This window comes from Streptomyces sp. NPDC040610, from assembly GCF_055594065.1.
In genome coordinates this window covers 196,788-211,283 of the sequence record NZ_JBVIXA010000002.1, presented here as the reverse complement: position 1 = coordinate 211,283, position 14,496 = coordinate 196,788, and the positions used below count along the sequence as shown (strand labels likewise).

15 protein-coding genes are annotated in these 14,496 nt (G+C 72.2%); 5 read left to right on the top strand and 10 right to left on the bottom strand.

Annotated features, from left to right (window positions below):
• Positions 1 to 224: 224 nt before the first annotated feature.
• The 3 genes from ACZ6AA_RS07885 to ACZ6AA_RS07875 form a co-directional block, all read right to left on the bottom strand.
• A complete protein-coding gene (locus ACZ6AA_RS07885; protein ID WP_471456854.1) occupies positions 225 to 1,238 on the bottom strand; it encodes a glycoside hydrolase family 43 protein in 1,014 nt (337 codons plus the stop codon).
• A gap of 174 nt (positions 1,239 to 1,412) precedes the next feature.
• Positions 1,413 to 1,913, bottom strand: coding sequence for a DinB family protein (locus ACZ6AA_RS07880; protein ID WP_471456852.1), 501 nt, complete (start codon positions 1,911 to 1,913; stop codon positions 1,413 to 1,415).
• 236 nt (positions 1,914 to 2,149) lie between these two features.
• A complete protein-coding gene (locus ACZ6AA_RS07875) occupies positions 2,150 to 2,776 on the bottom strand; it encodes a class I SAM-dependent methyltransferase (RefSeq protein ID WP_471456850.1) in 627 nt (208 codons plus the stop codon).
• An 87-nt stretch (positions 2,777 to 2,863) separates the two neighbouring features.
• On the opposite strand from ACZ6AA_RS07875, the gene ACZ6AA_RS07870 reads away from it, so the two are divergent.
• Positions 2,864 to 3,469: a helix-turn-helix domain-containing protein gene (locus ACZ6AA_RS07870; protein WP_471456848.1), complete on the top strand. Its 606-nt coding sequence runs from the start codon at positions 2,864 to 2,866 to the stop codon at positions 3,467 to 3,469.
• A 203-nt stretch (positions 3,470 to 3,672) separates the two neighbouring features.
• Positions 3,673 to 4,422, top strand: coding sequence for a dienelactone hydrolase family protein (locus ACZ6AA_RS07865; protein WP_468482443.1), 750 nt, complete (start codon positions 3,673 to 3,675; stop codon positions 4,420 to 4,422).
• A gap of 66 nt (positions 4,423 to 4,488) precedes the next feature.
• Here the strand turns inward: ACZ6AA_RS07865 and ACZ6AA_RS07860 are convergent, their stop codons facing one another.
• The 3 genes from ACZ6AA_RS07860 to ACZ6AA_RS07850 all read right to left on the bottom strand — a co-directional run bounded on the left by ACZ6AA_RS07860 (position 4,489) and on the right by ACZ6AA_RS07850 (position 7,637).
• Complete coding sequence (locus tag ACZ6AA_RS07860) at positions 4,489 to 5,511, bottom strand: PHP domain-containing protein (RefSeq protein ID WP_468457738.1); 1,023 nt, start codon at positions 5,509 to 5,511, stop codon at positions 4,489 to 4,491.
• Between the two features lie 28 nt (positions 5,512 to 5,539).
• Positions 5,540 to 6,943, bottom strand: a complete 1,404-nt coding sequence (locus ACZ6AA_RS07855; protein ID WP_471456846.1) for an NADP-dependent succinic semialdehyde dehydrogenase — start codon at positions 6,941 to 6,943, stop codon at positions 5,540 to 5,542.
• 103 nt (positions 6,944 to 7,046) lie between these two features.
• Positions 7,047 to 7,637, bottom strand: a complete 591-nt coding sequence (locus ACZ6AA_RS07850) for a TetR/AcrR family transcriptional regulator (RefSeq protein WP_471456844.1) — start codon at positions 7,635 to 7,637, stop codon at positions 7,047 to 7,049.
• Between the two features lie 113 nt (positions 7,638 to 7,750).
• On the opposite strand from ACZ6AA_RS07850, the gene ACZ6AA_RS07845 reads away from it, so the two are divergent.
• A complete protein-coding gene (locus ACZ6AA_RS07845) occupies positions 7,751 to 8,179 on the top strand; it encodes a nuclear transport factor 2 family protein (protein WP_471456842.1) in 429 nt (142 codons plus the stop codon).
• 59 nt (positions 8,180 to 8,238) lie between these two features.
• Here the strand turns inward: ACZ6AA_RS07845 and ACZ6AA_RS07840 are convergent, their stop codons facing one another.
• Positions 8,239 to 8,502, bottom strand: a complete 264-nt coding sequence (locus ACZ6AA_RS07840; protein ID WP_471456840.1) for a hypothetical protein — start codon at positions 8,500 to 8,502, stop codon at positions 8,239 to 8,241.
• Between the two features lie 400 nt (positions 8,503 to 8,902).
• On the opposite strand from ACZ6AA_RS07840, the gene ACZ6AA_RS07835 reads away from it, so the two are divergent.
• Positions 8,903 to 9,205 carry an NIPSNAP family protein gene (locus tag ACZ6AA_RS07835; RefSeq protein ID WP_468457747.1) on the top strand — a complete coding sequence of 101 codons (303 nt, stop codon included), beginning with the start codon at positions 8,903 to 8,905 and terminating at the stop codon, positions 9,203 to 9,205.
• Positions 9,206 to 9,261: 56 nt separating this feature from the next.
• Here the strand turns inward: ACZ6AA_RS07835 and ACZ6AA_RS07830 are convergent, their stop codons facing one another.
• The 3 genes from ACZ6AA_RS07830 to ACZ6AA_RS07820 all read right to left on the bottom strand — a co-directional run bounded on the left by ACZ6AA_RS07830 (position 9,262) and on the right by ACZ6AA_RS07820 (position 13,708).
• Entirely contained in the window at positions 9,262 to 10,395 is a 1,134-nt protein-coding gene (locus tag ACZ6AA_RS07830) for a serine hydrolase domain-containing protein (protein ID WP_471456838.1), read from the bottom strand.
• A gap of 341 nt (positions 10,396 to 10,736) precedes the next feature.
• Positions 10,737 to 12,209, bottom strand: a complete 1,473-nt coding sequence (locus ACZ6AA_RS07825) for an FG-GAP and VCBS repeat-containing protein (RefSeq protein WP_471456836.1) — start codon at positions 12,207 to 12,209, stop codon at positions 10,737 to 10,739.
• Between the two features lie 269 nt (positions 12,210 to 12,478).
• Positions 12,479 to 13,708, bottom strand: coding sequence for a helix-turn-helix domain-containing protein (locus ACZ6AA_RS07820; RefSeq protein ID WP_471456834.1), 1,230 nt, complete (start codon positions 13,706 to 13,708; stop codon positions 12,479 to 12,481).
• 190 nt (positions 13,709 to 13,898) lie between these two features.
• Between ACZ6AA_RS07820 and ACZ6AA_RS07815 the strand changes: the two genes are divergently transcribed.
• Complete coding sequence (locus ACZ6AA_RS07815) at positions 13,899 to 14,375, top strand: hypothetical protein (protein WP_468457754.1); 477 nt, start codon at positions 13,899 to 13,901, stop codon at positions 14,373 to 14,375.
• The last annotated feature ends 121 nt before the right edge of the window (positions 14,376 to 14,496 follow it).

The following is a 14,496-nucleotide window of genomic DNA, read 5'->3' as shown; positions in this document are numbered from 1 at the left end:
GACGGGCGCGTCCCAGCAGGTCGGGAATGTATTTATCCCGAGATGCCGGAAGCAAGCGGGGCGCGGTGGTGCGGGCCCGCCGACCCCCGCGAACTCGGTTCACCGGCCCGGCGATTCACCTCTGCGGGTGACCGCTCACCTGTGGAGGTGACCGCGCCGGTCGACGTCCGCGGCGGCCGAACCGTCACCGGCGCATGCCGTCGGACCGCACGCGCAGCGTGTGCTCACGGCACCTCGATGCCGCCCACGACCGGTCGGCCGCCCTCGAAGCTCAGCCCGGCGACGTACATCGCCCGCTGCGTGTAGTCGGTGTTCCAGCCGTGGAAGACGATGCGGTCACGGCCGTCCCGCCCGGTCACCACGTCTTGGCCGCCGGGCCCTCGGACGGCGCCCGCGAAGCCGCCCGTCGTCATGAGCGGGCCGGACGGCTTCACATACGGGCCGGTCAGCTTCTCCGCCACCGCGTACGCGGTCAGGTACTGGTCGCCGCGGTAGAAGTGCGCCGAGTAGAACAGCACATGGCGGCCGCCGCGCCGCACGAGCGTGGGTGCCTCCACGAGCGGGCCCTCCCAGTCCTGGTCCCGCTTGACCAGTGGAACCGGCTCCCCGGTGACGCGGGTGCCGTCCCACGAAGTGGGCTGGAGGTACAGCCAGGTGTCGAGGCCGCAGCAGTTGCCGTCGTTCTTCCACAGCACGTACCGCTGCCCGCCCTCGGTGTGACTGGAGGCGTCGATCGCCCCGCCCTGTGCCGCGGGACAGATCAGTGGCCCGTCGCCGACCGGCCGGAACGGCCCGTCCGGCGAGTCGGACAGCGCCACCCCGACGCACTGTTTGTCGCTCGCGCGGTCCCGCGCGGTGTAGTGCATCGTGTAGCCGCCGCCGTTGTCGTACACCTCCGGAGCCCACACCAGATCGCGCTTGGGCAGCGCCCAGGCGCCGAGCACCGGCAGCATGTCGCCGCTGTCGGCCTTCCAGTGCGTGAGGTCGGTGGACGTGGCGTGCTGAATGTTCTGCGTGGTGCCATGGGTGGCGTACGCGTGGTAGGTGCGGCCCGCCTTGAGGATGTCCGGGTCGGCGAAGTCCTGGTCGAGGACGGGGGCGACGGCGGGTCCCGCGGCGGGCGGGGGAGCAGGGGCCGCGGCGGGGGCGGGTGCCTGACCGAGGGTCAGGGGGAGGGCCAGGGCGGCGAACAGGAGCAGGGTCCGTCCGACCGGACGCCTGCGGGGATGAGCGCGCATCGTGCTGTGTTCTCGTCTCTCGTCTCGCGGGACCGACAAGGTCACCCGGCCAACGTGCGAGACGGCCCACCGATACGGGCGGGGTCCGGCCGCGTTCCTCGGGGCGCCCGCGCGGGTCCCCGGCCTCGGCGGCGCACCGTGCGCCGAGGCCCGGCCCCCGCGTCTGCGAGGGAGTCAGCGACCGGTCGCGCCGTCGATCAGTTCACGGAGGATGTCGGCGTGGCCCGCGTGGCGGCCGGTCTCCTCGATCATGTGGGTGAGGGCCCAGCGGACGCTGGGGGCGGGCTTTCCCGGCCGTGGGCGGGGGAGCGGTGCGCTGAGGTCGGCGCATGCGTCGAGCACCGCGTCGGCGCGCGCGACCGCCTCCCGGTACCGGGCGACGACGTCGGCCACGCTGTCCGTCGGCGCGGCGCGGAACGTCGCCTGCCAGTCGCTGACCTGGTCCCCGAGGAAGATCGCACGCTCGACGGACGTGAGGTGCTGGAGCAGGCCCAGCAGGTTCGTGCCCGACGGCACTCCGGCCGTACGGACCTGCGGTTCGGGAGCACCCTCGACCTTCGCGGCCACCGAGGCCCGCAGGTAGTCGAGGAAGCCCCGCAGGACGTCGGCCTCGCTGCTGCCGGTGCGGGGCGGAGGGGTGTCGTTGCGGCGGGCGCGGGGGGAGGTGGTGGGCATGGTGGGGTCCTTTGGGAGAGCGGGGGTGGTCGGCTTGGCGGGCGGGGGCGTCGGCGCCGGGGTGGTCGGCGGGCGACGCCGGGTCAGGCGAATCGGCGACGCGCGGGTCAGGCGGTGCGGCGGATGAGTAGGACCCGCGGCGTCGCCATGTCAGGCGGTGTACCGGGTGAGAAGGACGTGCGGCGGCGTCAGGTCAGGCGGTGCGGCGGGTGAGCAGGACGTCTGGCAGCGCAAAGTCAGGCCGTGCGGCGGATGAGCAGGACATGGTCGGTGACCTCGGCGGTGCGCCCGTCCGGGCCGGTCGCGGTCCTGCGGGGCGCGTCGGCCCGCTCGACCCTCCACGTCGCCGGGTCCAAGCCGATCCCCGCGGCGACTTCCTGCGGGGTCGCGTAGTGCGTGTCGGGGTCCTGGTTCCACGACCACGGCGCGGCCGAGCCGTGGTCGACGACCAGCAGCCGTCCGCCCGGGCGCAGCGCGTGGGCGGCCTTCCGCAGGGCCGTCGCCCGGTCCAGGGCGAAGGGGGTCTGGAGGTAGTGGACGGAGACCAGGTCGTACGTGCCCGGCGGGAAGGACTCCTGCAGGTCGTGCCGCGCGGTGACGACCCGGTTGCCGAGGCCGCGCGCGCGGGCGAGGCCGGCGAGCCGCTCGACCGCCACGGCCGAGATGTCGACGGCGGTGACCCGCCACCCCTGGCGGGCGAGCCACAGCGCGTCGCCGCCGTCGCCGCATCCCAGGTCCAGCACATCACCGGGCGGAAAGCCCGGGACGATTTCGGCGAGCCGCTGGTTCGGCCGCGGGTCGGTGGCCGGCTGTCGGCCCCCGTAGACGTCTTCCCAGAACGTGACCGCTTCGTTGGTGCTCATCGAGGCTCCTTGTGTCGGGATGCGCTCAGTGTCGGCAGGCTCCGCGGGACCTGGCACGCAATCTTGCGGTTCCGGCAAGATGGTCTGGTGGACCGTGGAACGGAAGACGTACTCGACGCGGTGGGACCGCGGCTGCGGGCACTGCGGCGCGAGCGCGGCATCACGCTCGCCGACCTGGCGGCGGCGACGGGGGTGTCGGAGAGCACCATGTCCCGGCTGGAGAGCGGGCAGCGCCGGGCGAGCCTGGAGTTGCTGCTGCCGCTGGCCCGGATCTACGACGTGCCGCTGGACGACCTGGTCGGCGCCCCGCGCACGGGCGACCCGCGGATCCACCTGAAGCCGATCCAGCGCTTCGGGATGGTCTTCCTTCCGCTGTCCCGGCGCCCGGGTGGAGTGCACGCCTTCAAAATGATCATCCCCGCCCGACCGGAACCCCTCGAACCGACCCCGCAGACCCACGAGGGCTACGAATGGCTGTACGTGCTCAGCGGCCGCCTGCGCCTGGTGCTCGGCGAGCGTGACCTGACGCTCCCGCCCGGCGAGGCGGCCGAGTTCGACACGGCCATGCCGCACTGGCTGGGCAGCGCGGACGGCGGCGCGGTCGAACTGCTCGTCCTGTTCGGCCTGCAAGGGGTACGGGCGCATGTCCGCCCCGGCCCTCATCGGGCGTCGGACGACGCGGCCGAGGGGTGAGCCCGGCGCGCTCGACCGACGGGATCCCGACAGGTCGGGCGCGGGCCCGTGGGGGATACGTGTCGTCGCGGCGGCGGTCGGCCCCGATTTCCGTGCGGTGGGCCGCGGCCCAGTCGCCCGGCGCCGTGGACGCAGGCGGCTCGCGTGGTGCGTGACCCTTCCTGGTCGCGGTCGAGTTGATCACCGCTGCTAGGTTCGTGGCCATGCCCACTAAGACACTGCGGATTCCCACCCCGGACGGACAGGCCGACGCCTTCGCCGCGTTCCCCGACGACGGCGAGCGGCACCCGGGTGTGCTGCTGTACATGGACGCGTTCGGCCTGCGGCCCGTCCTGGAGGACATGGCCCGCGAACTGGCCGGGCACGGCTACTACGTGCTCGTCCCCAACGTCTACTACCGGCATGGCCCGACACCGGTCGTCGAACTCCCCGAGCACATCGGCGAAGAGAACCGCCCCGGGCTCTTCGCCCAGCTGATACCCCTGGTCGAGGCGCACACCACCGAACGGGTCCTGCGGGACGCGGACGCCTACCTCGCGTTCCTCACCGATCAGCCCGAGGTGAGCCCGGGGCCGGTCGGCGCGCTGGGCTACTGCCTGGGCGCCGTCCTGGCGATGCGCACCGCGACGGCCCACCCCGGCCGGGTGGCCGCCGTCGCCGGATTCCACCCCGGAGCCCTGGTCACCGACGCGCCCGACAGCCCGCACCGCCGCATCCCCGAGCTCACCGCCGAAGTCCATCTCGGCCTCGCCGAGGGCGACATGACGCCCGAGGCCCTGAGCGAGCTCAACCAGGCCCTGGACACCGCGGGTGTCGGCTACACCACCGAGATCTACCCCGACACCGTCCACGGATTCACCATGGCCGACACCTCGGCCTTCAACCCCGCCGCGCTGCAGCACCACTGGGACCGGCTGCTCCCGCTCCTCGGCCGCACCCTGGCCACCGGCTGAGCCTCCGGCGCTCCTCGACAACACCGGCAACAACACCGGCGCCCCGCTCTCCGACGCTGCCGAGGTTCATTCCGGCGCGGCCCCACCCGTCCACGCCAGCAGCTCGTCGACACCCCACGCCGTGACCACGCGCTCGGCCGGCACCTCGCACTCCTCGGCCCGGGCGCACCCGATGATCTGCCAGTCGAGCTGGCCGGGAGCGTGGGCGTCGGTGTCGACGGCGAACAGGGTGCCCGCGGCGACCGCCCGGCGCAGGAGTCGCCTCGGCGGGTCCTTGCGCTCGGGCCTGCTGTTGATCTCCACGGCCGTCCCGGCCTCGGCGCAGGCGGCGAACACCGCGTCGGCGTCGAAGGCCGACTCCGGTCGGCCCCGCTCGCCGAGGAGACGGCCGGTGCAGTGGCCGAGGATGTCGGCGTGCGGGTCGCGTACGGCCTTCAGCATGCGGCGGGTCATCGCTGGCGCGTCCATGCGGAGCTTGGAGTGGACGGAGACGACCACGACGTCGAGCCGGGCGAGGAGTTCGGGCTCCTGGTCGAGCGTGCCGTCCGGCAGGATGTCGCACTCGATGCCGGTGAGCAGCCGGAACGGCGCCCACTTGGCGTTGAGTTCGGCCACGACGCGCAGTTGCTCGCGCAGCCGGTCCGGGGAGAGCCCCCGCGCGATCGTCAGGCGTGGCGAGTGGTCGGTGAGCACGGCCCACTCGTGGCCGAGCGCGGCGGCGGTCCGGCCCATCTCCTCGATGCCGCTGCCGCCGTCGGACCAGTCGGAGTGCAGATGGCAGTCGCCGCGCAGCAGGGAACGCAGCCGCGTGCCGCCGTCGGACACCAGCGGCTTTCGCGAGGCCTCCTCCAAGTCGGCCAGATACGCGGGCACTTCGCCGCGCAGCGCCTCCCGTACCACCTGACCCGTCTTCGGGCCGACGCCCTTCAGCGCCTCGAGGGTTCCCGTCCGCACCCGTTCGGCCAGCTCGTCCGGCGAGAGGGCGGCGACCGCGGCCGCGGCGGTGCGGAAGGCCCGCACCCGGTAGGTGGGCGACTGGGCGCGTTCGAGGAGGAAGGCGATCCGGCTCAGCGCCTCGACGGGCTCCATGCGCGTCACCTCCCGACCGCCGCGCGCCTCAGGCGCCGAACCACACCGTGGTGGCGTTGCAGAACTCCTTGATGCCGTGGCCGGACAGCTCGCGGCCGTACCCGGAACGCCTGACGCCGCCGAACGGGAACGCCGGGTGCGAGGCGGTCATACCGTTGAAGAACACGCCGCCCGCCTGCAGGTCGCGTACGAAACGCTCCTGCTCGGCCGGGTCGTCGGTCCACGCGTTGGAACTCAGCCCGAAGGACGTGTCGTTGGCGACGGAGACCGCCTCGTCCAGGTCCGCGACCCGGTAGACGGTGGCCACGGGCCCGAAGGTCTCCTCGCGGTGGATACGCATGTCAGGCGTGATGCCGGACAGGACCGTCGGCTCGTAGAAGAAGCCCTCGCTCAGCCGCTCGTCGAGCCCCTTGGGCCGCTGTCCGCCGCAGTGCGTGACGGCGCCCCGGCGCACGGCGTCCTCGACCAGTTCCTCCAGGTCGGCCCTGCCCTGCGCGCCGGAGAGCGGGCCCACGTCGGTGCCCTCGGCCATCGGGTCGCCGACGGTCAGCTCCCGCATGCCCGCGCTGAACCGGTCGAGGAAGGCGTCGTACACCTCGGTGTGCACGATGAACCGCTTGGCGGCGATGCACGACTGGCCCGCGTTCTGCACCCGCGCCGTGACGGCGGTGCGCGCGGCCGCCGCCACGTCGGCCGACGGCATCACGACGAACGGATCGCTGCCGCCCAGCTCCAGGACGGTCTTCTTGATCTCGTCCCCGGCGACGGCGGCGACCGCCCGCCCCGCGCCCTCACTGCCGGTGAGCGTGGCGGCGGCCACGCGCGGGTCGCGCAGGACGCCCTCGACGGCACCGGACCCGATGAGCAGCGTCTGGAAGCACCCCTCGTCGAAGCCCGCGCGGCGGAAGAGGTCCGCCAGGTACAGGGCGGTCTGCGGCACGTTCGAGGCGTGCTTGAGCAGCCCGACGTTGCCCGCCATCAGGGCGGGCGCGGCGAACCGCACCACCTGCCAGAGCGGGAAGTTCCACGGCATCACGGCGAGGACGACACCGACCGGCCGGTACCGCACGAACACCTTGCCCGCACCGGAGTCGCGCACGTCCCCGTCGTCGGGGTGTTCGTCGGCCAGCAGTCCCTCGGCGTGGTCGGCGTACCAGCGCATGGCCTTGGTGCACTTCCCGGCCTCCGCGCGGGCGGCCGCCAGCGGCTTGCCCATCTCCGTGGTGATGGTGCGCGCGACGGCGTCCGTGTCCTCGTCGAGGAGGTCGGCGGCCCGGTGCAGGAGGGCGGCGCGGTCGGCGAAGGGGGTGGTGCGATAGCGCTCGAAGGTCGCCGCCGCCCGGGCGAGGCGCTCCTCGACCTCCTCGGCCCCGAGCGGTTCGAAGGTCCGCTCGGTCTCGCCGGTCGCCGGATTCACCGTTGCGATGGGCATGCGCCTGCCCTCCTGGTAGGTCTCAGCCGATGCTTCGACCTTGTCGCGTCGGGCGTGCGGGCGCAACGCGGAGGCGCCGTGCGTCCGGGCGGCGGGGGCGGCGTCAGGATTCCCCGGGGGCGTCCGGTGCGAGGAGGCGCGGCAGCCCCGAGCGGAGGGCGGCCGTGGCGTCGTCGGCGGGCATACGGCCGGTCCGGATCTCCTCTCCCGTGGCATGGCTGAGTGCGATCACGGCCGCCACCTGCCAGGAGAGTGCGGGGCGCGGGTCGAACTCCCCGCTGTCACGGCCGCGTCGCAGGACGCGCGCGATGCGGTCGGCGATCGGCCGGTGGCGGGCCCGGTCCTCCTCGGGCGGTGCCGGGCGGGCTCCGAGCCGGACGAGTGCCGGGTACGTCTCGGCGGCGCGCCAGGCCGCGTCGAGCAGCCGAAGGAGCGCTTCCGGTGCCGGGCCCTCGTCGGCGCCCGCGGCGTCCATCGCCTCCGCCACCCGCTCCGTCACGCGGTCGACAACGGCCGTGAGCAGGTCGTCCCGCGAGGAGAAGTGGGCGTAGACGGTCTGCCGGGTGACCCCCGCCGCCGTCGCGACGGCGGCCATGCCCGCGTCGGGGCGCTCGCCGAGGAGTTGGACGGCCGCGTCGAGGACGGCGGCACGGCTGCGTTCGGCGTCGGCGCGACGCCGCGGAGGAGTGCTCAACTCTTACACCTTGTCAAAATTGTCGGCTACTCCATATCTTACAGGCTGTAAGAGTTAGTGGGGCGGTGCTACGCGGACCGCCCCACTGCGCCGCGCCTGGAGGGGAGCGCACCATGAAGCCGCTGGCCCAGAGCGCGCCCGAGCAGTTCATCGCCGACTTCTTCACCACGTTCCACGAGCAGGTCGTACGGGGCGACCACGACCCGGCCCCGGCGATGGCCCGCTTCTACGCGCCCGACATCGTGATGATCAGCGACGGCATCCGGCTCGACTGGGACAGGCTCCTCGCCCATATCCGCCCCGTACGCAAGAACCTGGCCGCGGACGACGAGGCCCGCTTCGAGGTGCACGAGGCCATCGCGGACGGCGACCGGATCGCGGCACGCCTCACCATCCACGCGGCGACACGCAGGAAGCGGGTCGCCACGGAGGTCATGGCGTTCTACACCTTCACGCCCGACGGCCGCATGACCGAGTCCCACGGCTTCACCCGGATTGTCACCGAGGAGCCGACGGCCCCGCGGTCGGAGCCGCAGGAGTAGCGGGGGCACCCGCGGCCGGGGGACGGCCGCGGGCGCTTGGCGCTGTTCGTGCGGGGGCGTCAGACGCGGTAGATGTACAGCGCGTACTGGTCGGGCGCGGTCTGGGAGCAGGTGTAGTTGGACGCTCCGGCGTTCTGGACCGCCCACTGGCCCGCGTGGTGGCAACTGGCCAGATCCGCGTACGTACCCCAGGGAATCCACGCGGTCGGACCGACGGTAGCGGTCGAGACCGTGTCGGCCTGGGCCGCCGGAGCGGCCATCACTCCGACACCGGCGATGGCCGCGGCGGCGGCCGCGGTGGCGAACAGCTTGCGCAGGGGCATGACGGTGAGCCCTCCCTCTTCGGCAGGGCCATCGGGGTCCGCGCCCCGATGGCTGAAGGAAGACTGGTCCAGACCTGCGGGCGAGGGCAACGAGAAGCGCATATTCCGTAGTGAATTGACCGATAGCCGGATATCGAGGCCGATAATGTGTGCATCGCGTGAAGGTGTACGTGATGCCTCGCGTTGGACAGGGGTCGCGGCCGCCACGGCGGGCCGTCGTCGGCGTGCGATTCCGGTCAGGTCTGGACCATCCCACACCGGGGGCGGTGTCCGGGAGGGCCGCGACCGATGAGTTCCGCCGCACGGAGTCGTCCGCCGCACCGAGCTGTCCGCACACCCAGTCGCCCGCGTACCGATTCCCGCTGTGCCCCGCGCGATCGCTCGGGCATCATGTCGTCGCATGATCAGCATTCACCTGAAGTACGAGATCGACCCCGAGCGCATAGCGGACTTCGAGGAGTACGGCCGCCGCTGGGTCGTCCTCGTGAACCGGTTCGGCGGCACGCACCACGGCTACTTCCTGCCCAGCGAAGGCGACAGCGACATCGCGTACGCACTGTTCTCCTTCCCGAGCTTCGCCGCGTACGAGCAGTACCGCACGGACAGCGCGAGCGACCCCGAGTGCCAGGAGGCCATCGAGCTGGCGCGGCGCACCGGGTGCATCCGCCGGTACGAGCGGCGCTTCCTGAGGCCGTTGGACTAGGGCGTTGGGTCGGGCGACTGGCGGGCGGCGTCCCCCGGAACCGGACGCCCTCGCCTTCATCCGCCGACGTGGACCGAGGAGGCGGGAGCAGCTGCCGACGGGGAGGGGCAGAAGACGGCCTCCACGGCTTTGCCCACGTCAAGCTCCACGGCGCTGGGCTTGACGCTCAGAGTGAACGACACCGCGAACTGGCGGCGGCCGTCCGCCGAGTAGAAGGTCATGGCGACGGAACCGGGGGCCAGCCCGCCCGTGATGGAGAAGTCGTCGCCGCAACGACGGTGGCTTTTGCCCTGAGGCCGTGGGGAATCGGATGGCCGGTCGGTCAGGATGCGCTGGAGTTCCGGCGGCAGCAGTTTGCCCTGGGTGAACGCCCGGTTGAAGGCGCTCACGTCGTGCGCGGTGGAGACCACCCCTCCCGCCCCCGCGCCGGTGAGGCTGGCGTTGAACCGGTCCACGTCGCGCAGCGTGCCGTCGGCGTCGGGGTAGTAGCCGTGGCCGTGCGGCCCCTTGATGCCCTCCGGCGGCTTGCCCCTGAGGTAGGTCTTGGTCATCCCGAGCGGGCCGAACAGGCGCGTGTGCAGCTCGGTGGCCAGGTCATGGCCGGTCAACCTCTCGATGATCAGGCCCAGGAGGGTGTAGTTGGTGTTGGAGTAGAACCACTTCTCGCCCGGCTCCCCGGTCCGGGGCCGATCACGGCTCCACTTCACCAGATCCAGCGGCCGATAGTGGGTCGTGAAGTCGAAGACGTCGAACGAAGGGTCCCCCTCGCTCCCGTCCGGGTTCGGCTTCCCGGCCCACCAGTCGGGAATGCCGGAGGTGTGCCGGAGCATCTGACGTACCGTGATCTCGTCGGCCCGCGTCACCAGGTCCTTCTCCACCACCACCGGCAGCAGGTCGCCGAGCTTGTCGTCCACGCCCAACTCGCCCTCCGCGACCAGCTGGAGCACCACGGTGGCCACCATCTGCTTGGTCTGTGACCAGATCGGGAAGCGGGCGTTCGCGGGTATCCTCCCGCCCTGGCCACCCCGCAACCGGGAGCCCGCGCTGCCCAGCCCGACGGTTCTCCCGTCGACGTAGGCCCCGCCGACGACCCCCACGACCCCAGGAATCCTGGCCAGCTCCTCCATCGCCTTCTGTACGTTCCCGACCTGAGGCGGGGCGGCGGTGGCAGGCCCGGTATGGGCCGTCATCAGCATGACGGCACCGGCGGCCAAACCGGCGCTCCTCAGCGGCAGACGACCATTCCCAGATGGCATGACACGCTCCTCTTGCGACCACTTTCCGGAGCCGGGGCATCACGCCCTCGGCAGAGACCGCTGTGGTCCGTGCCTCCATGGAAGGCGGGAGACTGTTGCGGTGAGGTATGCGCTTTTCGATACGCGCGCGATAGGCCCGATCCTCGACATCCCCCGTATTCCTGGCCGAGGTCTCCGGCACGCTGCCTGAAGGGTGTTGTGCGCTCGCCCCACGCCGGGCGGGTAACGGGTTCGCCCGGCGTGGAAGCCGGCGTGTGGGCGCGTGGTGGGGTGCCTCAGCCCGCGAGCATGGTGCCGAACGCGGAGTACTTCTTGGACAGGCCGAGCTGCCCCGGCCCGAAACCCGTCGAGGCCGTCGTGGAGTAGGGGACGGAGCCCCGTGCGCCCGGCAGGTGCCAGAGCGCGCCCGCCTCGGCGTTCGCCTGGGACGAGGCGATCGTGAGGTCGGCGCGGCCGTCTCCGTTCACGTCGGTGGCGAGCAGCGCCTCGCCGAAGGTGTTGTCGGCCTCCCGCTTACCGGGCACGCCCGCGCTGTCCTGGTGAACGGCCGTCGCGCCCGCCGTCGTCAGGCCGGACGCCGAACCGCGCAGGTAGACCACGCCACCCGCGCCGTAGAGGTAGGGGTCCTCGCCGTACGTCTTGCCGGGCACGCCGACCGCCAGGTCCGCGCGGCGGTCGCCGTCGAAGTCACCGATCGCGACGGCCGAGCCGAAGCCGTCCCCGGTCGCCGACGCGCCGGGCACCCCCGCGCTGGACTGCGTGAGGGTCTTACGACGGGTCTTGCTCGGCCCCGACTTCGTCCCGTAGACGACGCTGATCTCTCCGCCCTTGGACCCGGACGGCTCGACGTCCGGCTCGTCGGGGTTGCCGAGGGCGATGTCGCCGTAGCCGTCGCCGTCGAGGTCGCCGACGGCGGCCGTCGTGCCCGCGCGCAGCTTGGCGCCCTTGGCCAGGCCGGACGCGGTGCCCTTGTAGAAGACGGCGGCGCCCAGGACGTCCTTGCCGGTCTGGAGGCCGGTGACGATCAGGTCGGCCTTCTTGTCGCCGTTGACGTGCCCCGCGGTGAGCCCGGGCCTCTCCAGCGGGGCCTGGTAGGTGGTGACCTTGCCGGTGCGGCCCTGCTGGGTGAACGGGCCCCGGATCAGGCGGATCCGGTACGCGTTGCGGCCCGTGTCGCTCTGGGCGGCCACGGCCAGGTCCGGCTTGCCGTCGCCGGTGAAGTCGGCGGCGGCCAGACCGATGCCGAAGCAACTCCCCCAGAGGGGCTGCGGGTTCTTCACCGTGGTCGCACCCGACAGGCCCTTGCGGGAGCCCCACACGATCACCAGCGCTCCGGCGTCCTCCTTCCGTCCCACCTTCTCCTTGGGCGCGGACACGGCGAGGTCGCTGTAGCCGTCACCGTTGAGGTCCGCGACGGCGAGCCGGCTGCCGAACTCGTCGTTCTTCTCCGCCGCACCCGGGACTCCGGGAGAATCCTGACTGATGACGGACCGCCGCGCCGTCGAGTCCAGGCCCTGGCCGGTGCCGTACGTGACGACGACCTGACCGGCCCACTTCTTGCCGCCGACGGCGGCAGCCGGAGCGGCGACGGCGACGTCCCGGTAGCCGTCGCCGTCGAAGTCGCCGCTCAGCCGGGACGGCGCCGGGGCGGCCGTCGCCGTCGCGGGGACGGCGAGGAGCCCGGCCGTCAGGGCGGCGGTCACCGCTGTGGCGGCCGTCAGACGTACGGGGGTGATGCGCGAGGTCATGCGGGGGATCTCTCCTGAGGGTGGGCGTATTGGCCTGGACCTATGGAGGACTGGCAGGCGCAGATGGAGGTTGTACCCGGGGTCGAGGGACGTGCGTCACATCGGGACGCAACGGGCGCGGGCCCGATGCGACCTGACCGAGTGGAGACTTCGGCCTCGGCGACAACCCCTCGGCTCCGGCCTCAGCGGCCAGGAGCAGCGCGGGACCGGCCGGGGCCGCGGCCCGGGCCGGCTCCCTGAGGCCCTCACCCACCGCGGCTCACGAAGACTCAGCCGCCCAGCGCTCCCTCCCGCTCCCACTTCGAGGCGCCCCACCAGCTGTACGAGGGGCGCCCCGCCTTGCTGCTGGTGCGGAACGGCTTGCCCTGGTCGTCGATGAGCAGCGTGCTGTGCCGGTTGCCGCTGGACCACTCCAGTTCCAAGTACCAGCGCACGTCGTGCAGTTCGGTGCTCGCCTTGATGTGGAACACCTCGGGGTCGTTCTCGCTGACCTTGTACGGGAAGTCGCGCTGGCCCGCCCTGGTCGTGACGCGCGGCGCCGCGTCGTCGAGGTCGACGGCGAAGGACTTGCTGGGCGCCTTGCCGCCGCAGCCCGACCCCATCTGGAAGTTGTTCCAGCCCAGCGGCGCGCCCGTGCTCTGCACCCGGACGTTCATGTCCTGCAGGACGACCGTTTCCTTGCCCATGCCCTGCACGGTGACCTCGACGTACTGGTCACCGGCCGTGACAGCGCCGAGGTCACCCACCCAGCCCGGCGCGTCCTGCTCGACGGGCGGCCGGGGCACCTCGGCCGGCTTGCGGTTCACCAGGAAGCTGTGCACGCAGTCGTCCTCGTACACGAACGGCTTGGTGCGGGCTGCCAGCGGTGCATCGGAGTCCTCGCCGTTGTTCTCGCCGGATCGGTCGGACAGCGAGGCGCCCGGGTCCCGCGGGGCGGTGGGGCCGGTGCTCCGCTTGTGCTGGTCGCCGTCGTCGCCGCCGTTCATGGCGAGGGCGACGGAGCCGATGCCGAGGACCGCGGCGACGGAGGCCGCGAGGATGAGGGTCCGGCGCCTGCGGGAGGGGGAGAGTGGCGATGCGGCGGGCACGGGGTGTGGGCCTGAGACGGGTTCGGGCTCCGGCTCGGGTTCGGCCTGTGGCTGCCGTTGCGGGGCGGGCTCAGGTTTCCCCTTCGGTGCAGGTTCCGCCATCGGCTGCTGCTTCGGCTCCGGTTCCCGCTTCGGCGCGGGTGCCGAGGTGCCGGAAGCGGGTTGCTCCGTCTTCCGTCCCCGATCCGCGTCCGCCAGGATCCACCGCCGATGGACCTCCACCAGCTCCTCCGGCGTCGCCCCGCAGAGGCGGGCGAACCGTTCCACCGGCCCGAAGTCGGTGGGCACCGCGTCCCCGTTGCAGTACCGGTGCAACGTGGACGTACTCATGTGAAGTCGCTTGGCCAGCACCCCATAGCTGAGCCCGGACCGCTCCTTGAACTCCCGAAGCAGCTCCGCGAGCGACGCCATCTCCACCTGCCTCCTTCCAGTCCTGTGCTCCAGAGCGGCAGCAGGTTTCCGGGACCGAGACGCACAGCGGATCAACCGCGGTTCCGTTTGCGGGCAGTTCCTCACTACAACCGGTCTGCTGTGCGCGACGGCCCGCGGGGCACCGCAGTCGGTCGTAGAGTCGCGGCAGTTGACGGGAAGGGCGCATCGCATGATCCATGACCTGGGCGAACTCAGCCGTGTGGGCCGGGCGCTGAACGAGGCTCTGGAGCTGTTCGAGGGCGAGCGGAGACGACTGGAGGAACTGCACGGCCCCGCACCGTACGGGGAAAGCTCCGCGGGCAGCCCCATGCAGACCATGCACGGGATCGGTGAACTCTCCCGCGGTGTGCAGGACGCGCTCAAGTATCTCGCTCTGGGCGCCGGATACATCGCGTTCGGCCTGGACAAGCGGGCCGACCACGCGGTGTCGATGGCCCGTCGGAAGCCGGTGGGCGTTCCCTCCGGGGTGGACCGCATGAAGCGACCGCTGGGTGAGGGCACCGTGCGGGGCCTCGAGATGATCCGTGATCTCGACGACTTCTTCACCGACGACATCGGGCTCGCGGTGGACGTGGCCCTCTCCGCCCCGGAGGCCACGTACCCGCCGAGCGACTGGTCGGTGTACTACCGGGAACGCCCGTCCTGACGGGACGGGGCGCAACGGGCCGGGGCTGTACTGGTGCGGCCGGGCGGACGGCGTTCACGCCCGCCCGGCCGTAATTCGATTGACCCGGCCCCGGGGCGACGTTGCACTGATGCGCGACACC

What these genes read in the sequence shown, in the direction of transcription:
- ACZ6AA_RS07885 (WP_471456854.1), bottom strand. Translation starts at nt 1,238, where the DNA reads ATGCGCGCTCATCCCCGCAGGCGTCCGGTCGGACGGACCCTGCTCCTG.
- ACZ6AA_RS07880 (WP_471456852.1), bottom strand. Translation starts at nt 1,913, where the DNA reads ATGCCCACCACCTCCCCCCGCGCCCGCCGCAACGACACCCCTCCGCCC.
- ACZ6AA_RS07875 (WP_471456850.1), bottom strand. Translation starts at nt 2,776, where the DNA reads ATGAGCACCAACGAAGCGGTCACGTTCTGGGAAGACGTCTACGGGGGC.
- ACZ6AA_RS07865 (WP_468482443.1), top strand. Translation starts at nt 3,673, where the DNA reads ATGCCCACTAAGACACTGCGGATTCCCACCCCGGACGGACAGGCCGAC.
- ACZ6AA_RS07860 (WP_468457738.1), bottom strand. Translation starts at nt 5,511, where the DNA reads ATGGAGCCCGTCGAGGCGCTGAGCCGGATCGCCTTCCTCCTCGAACGC.
- ACZ6AA_RS07855 (WP_471456846.1), bottom strand. Translation starts at nt 6,943, where the DNA reads ATGCCCATCGCAACGGTGAATCCGGCGACCGGCGAGACCGAGCGGACC.
- ACZ6AA_RS07845 (WP_471456842.1), top strand. Translation starts at nt 7,751, where the DNA reads ATGAAGCCGCTGGCCCAGAGCGCGCCCGAGCAGTTCATCGCCGACTTC.
- ACZ6AA_RS07840 (WP_471456840.1), bottom strand. Translation starts at nt 8,502, where the DNA reads ATGCCCCTGCGCAAGCTGTTCGCCACCGCGGCCGCCGCCGCGGCCATC.
- ACZ6AA_RS07835 (WP_468457747.1), top strand. Translation starts at nt 8,903, where the DNA reads ATGATCAGCATTCACCTGAAGTACGAGATCGACCCCGAGCGCATAGCG.
- ACZ6AA_RS07830 (WP_471456838.1), bottom strand. Translation starts at nt 10,395, where the DNA reads ATGACGGCCCATACCGGGCCTGCCACCGCCGCCCCGCCTCAGGTCGGG.
- ACZ6AA_RS07825 (WP_471456836.1), bottom strand. Translation starts at nt 12,209, where the DNA reads ATGACCTCGCGCATCACCCCCGTACGTCTGACGGCCGCCACAGCGGTG.
- ACZ6AA_RS07820 (WP_471456834.1), bottom strand. Translation starts at nt 13,708, where the DNA reads ATGGCGTCGCTCGCGGAGCTGCTTCGGGAGTTCAAGGAGCGGTCCGGG.
- ACZ6AA_RS07815 (WP_468457754.1), top strand. Translation starts at nt 13,899, where the DNA reads ATGATCCATGACCTGGGCGAACTCAGCCGTGTGGGCCGGGCGCTGAAC.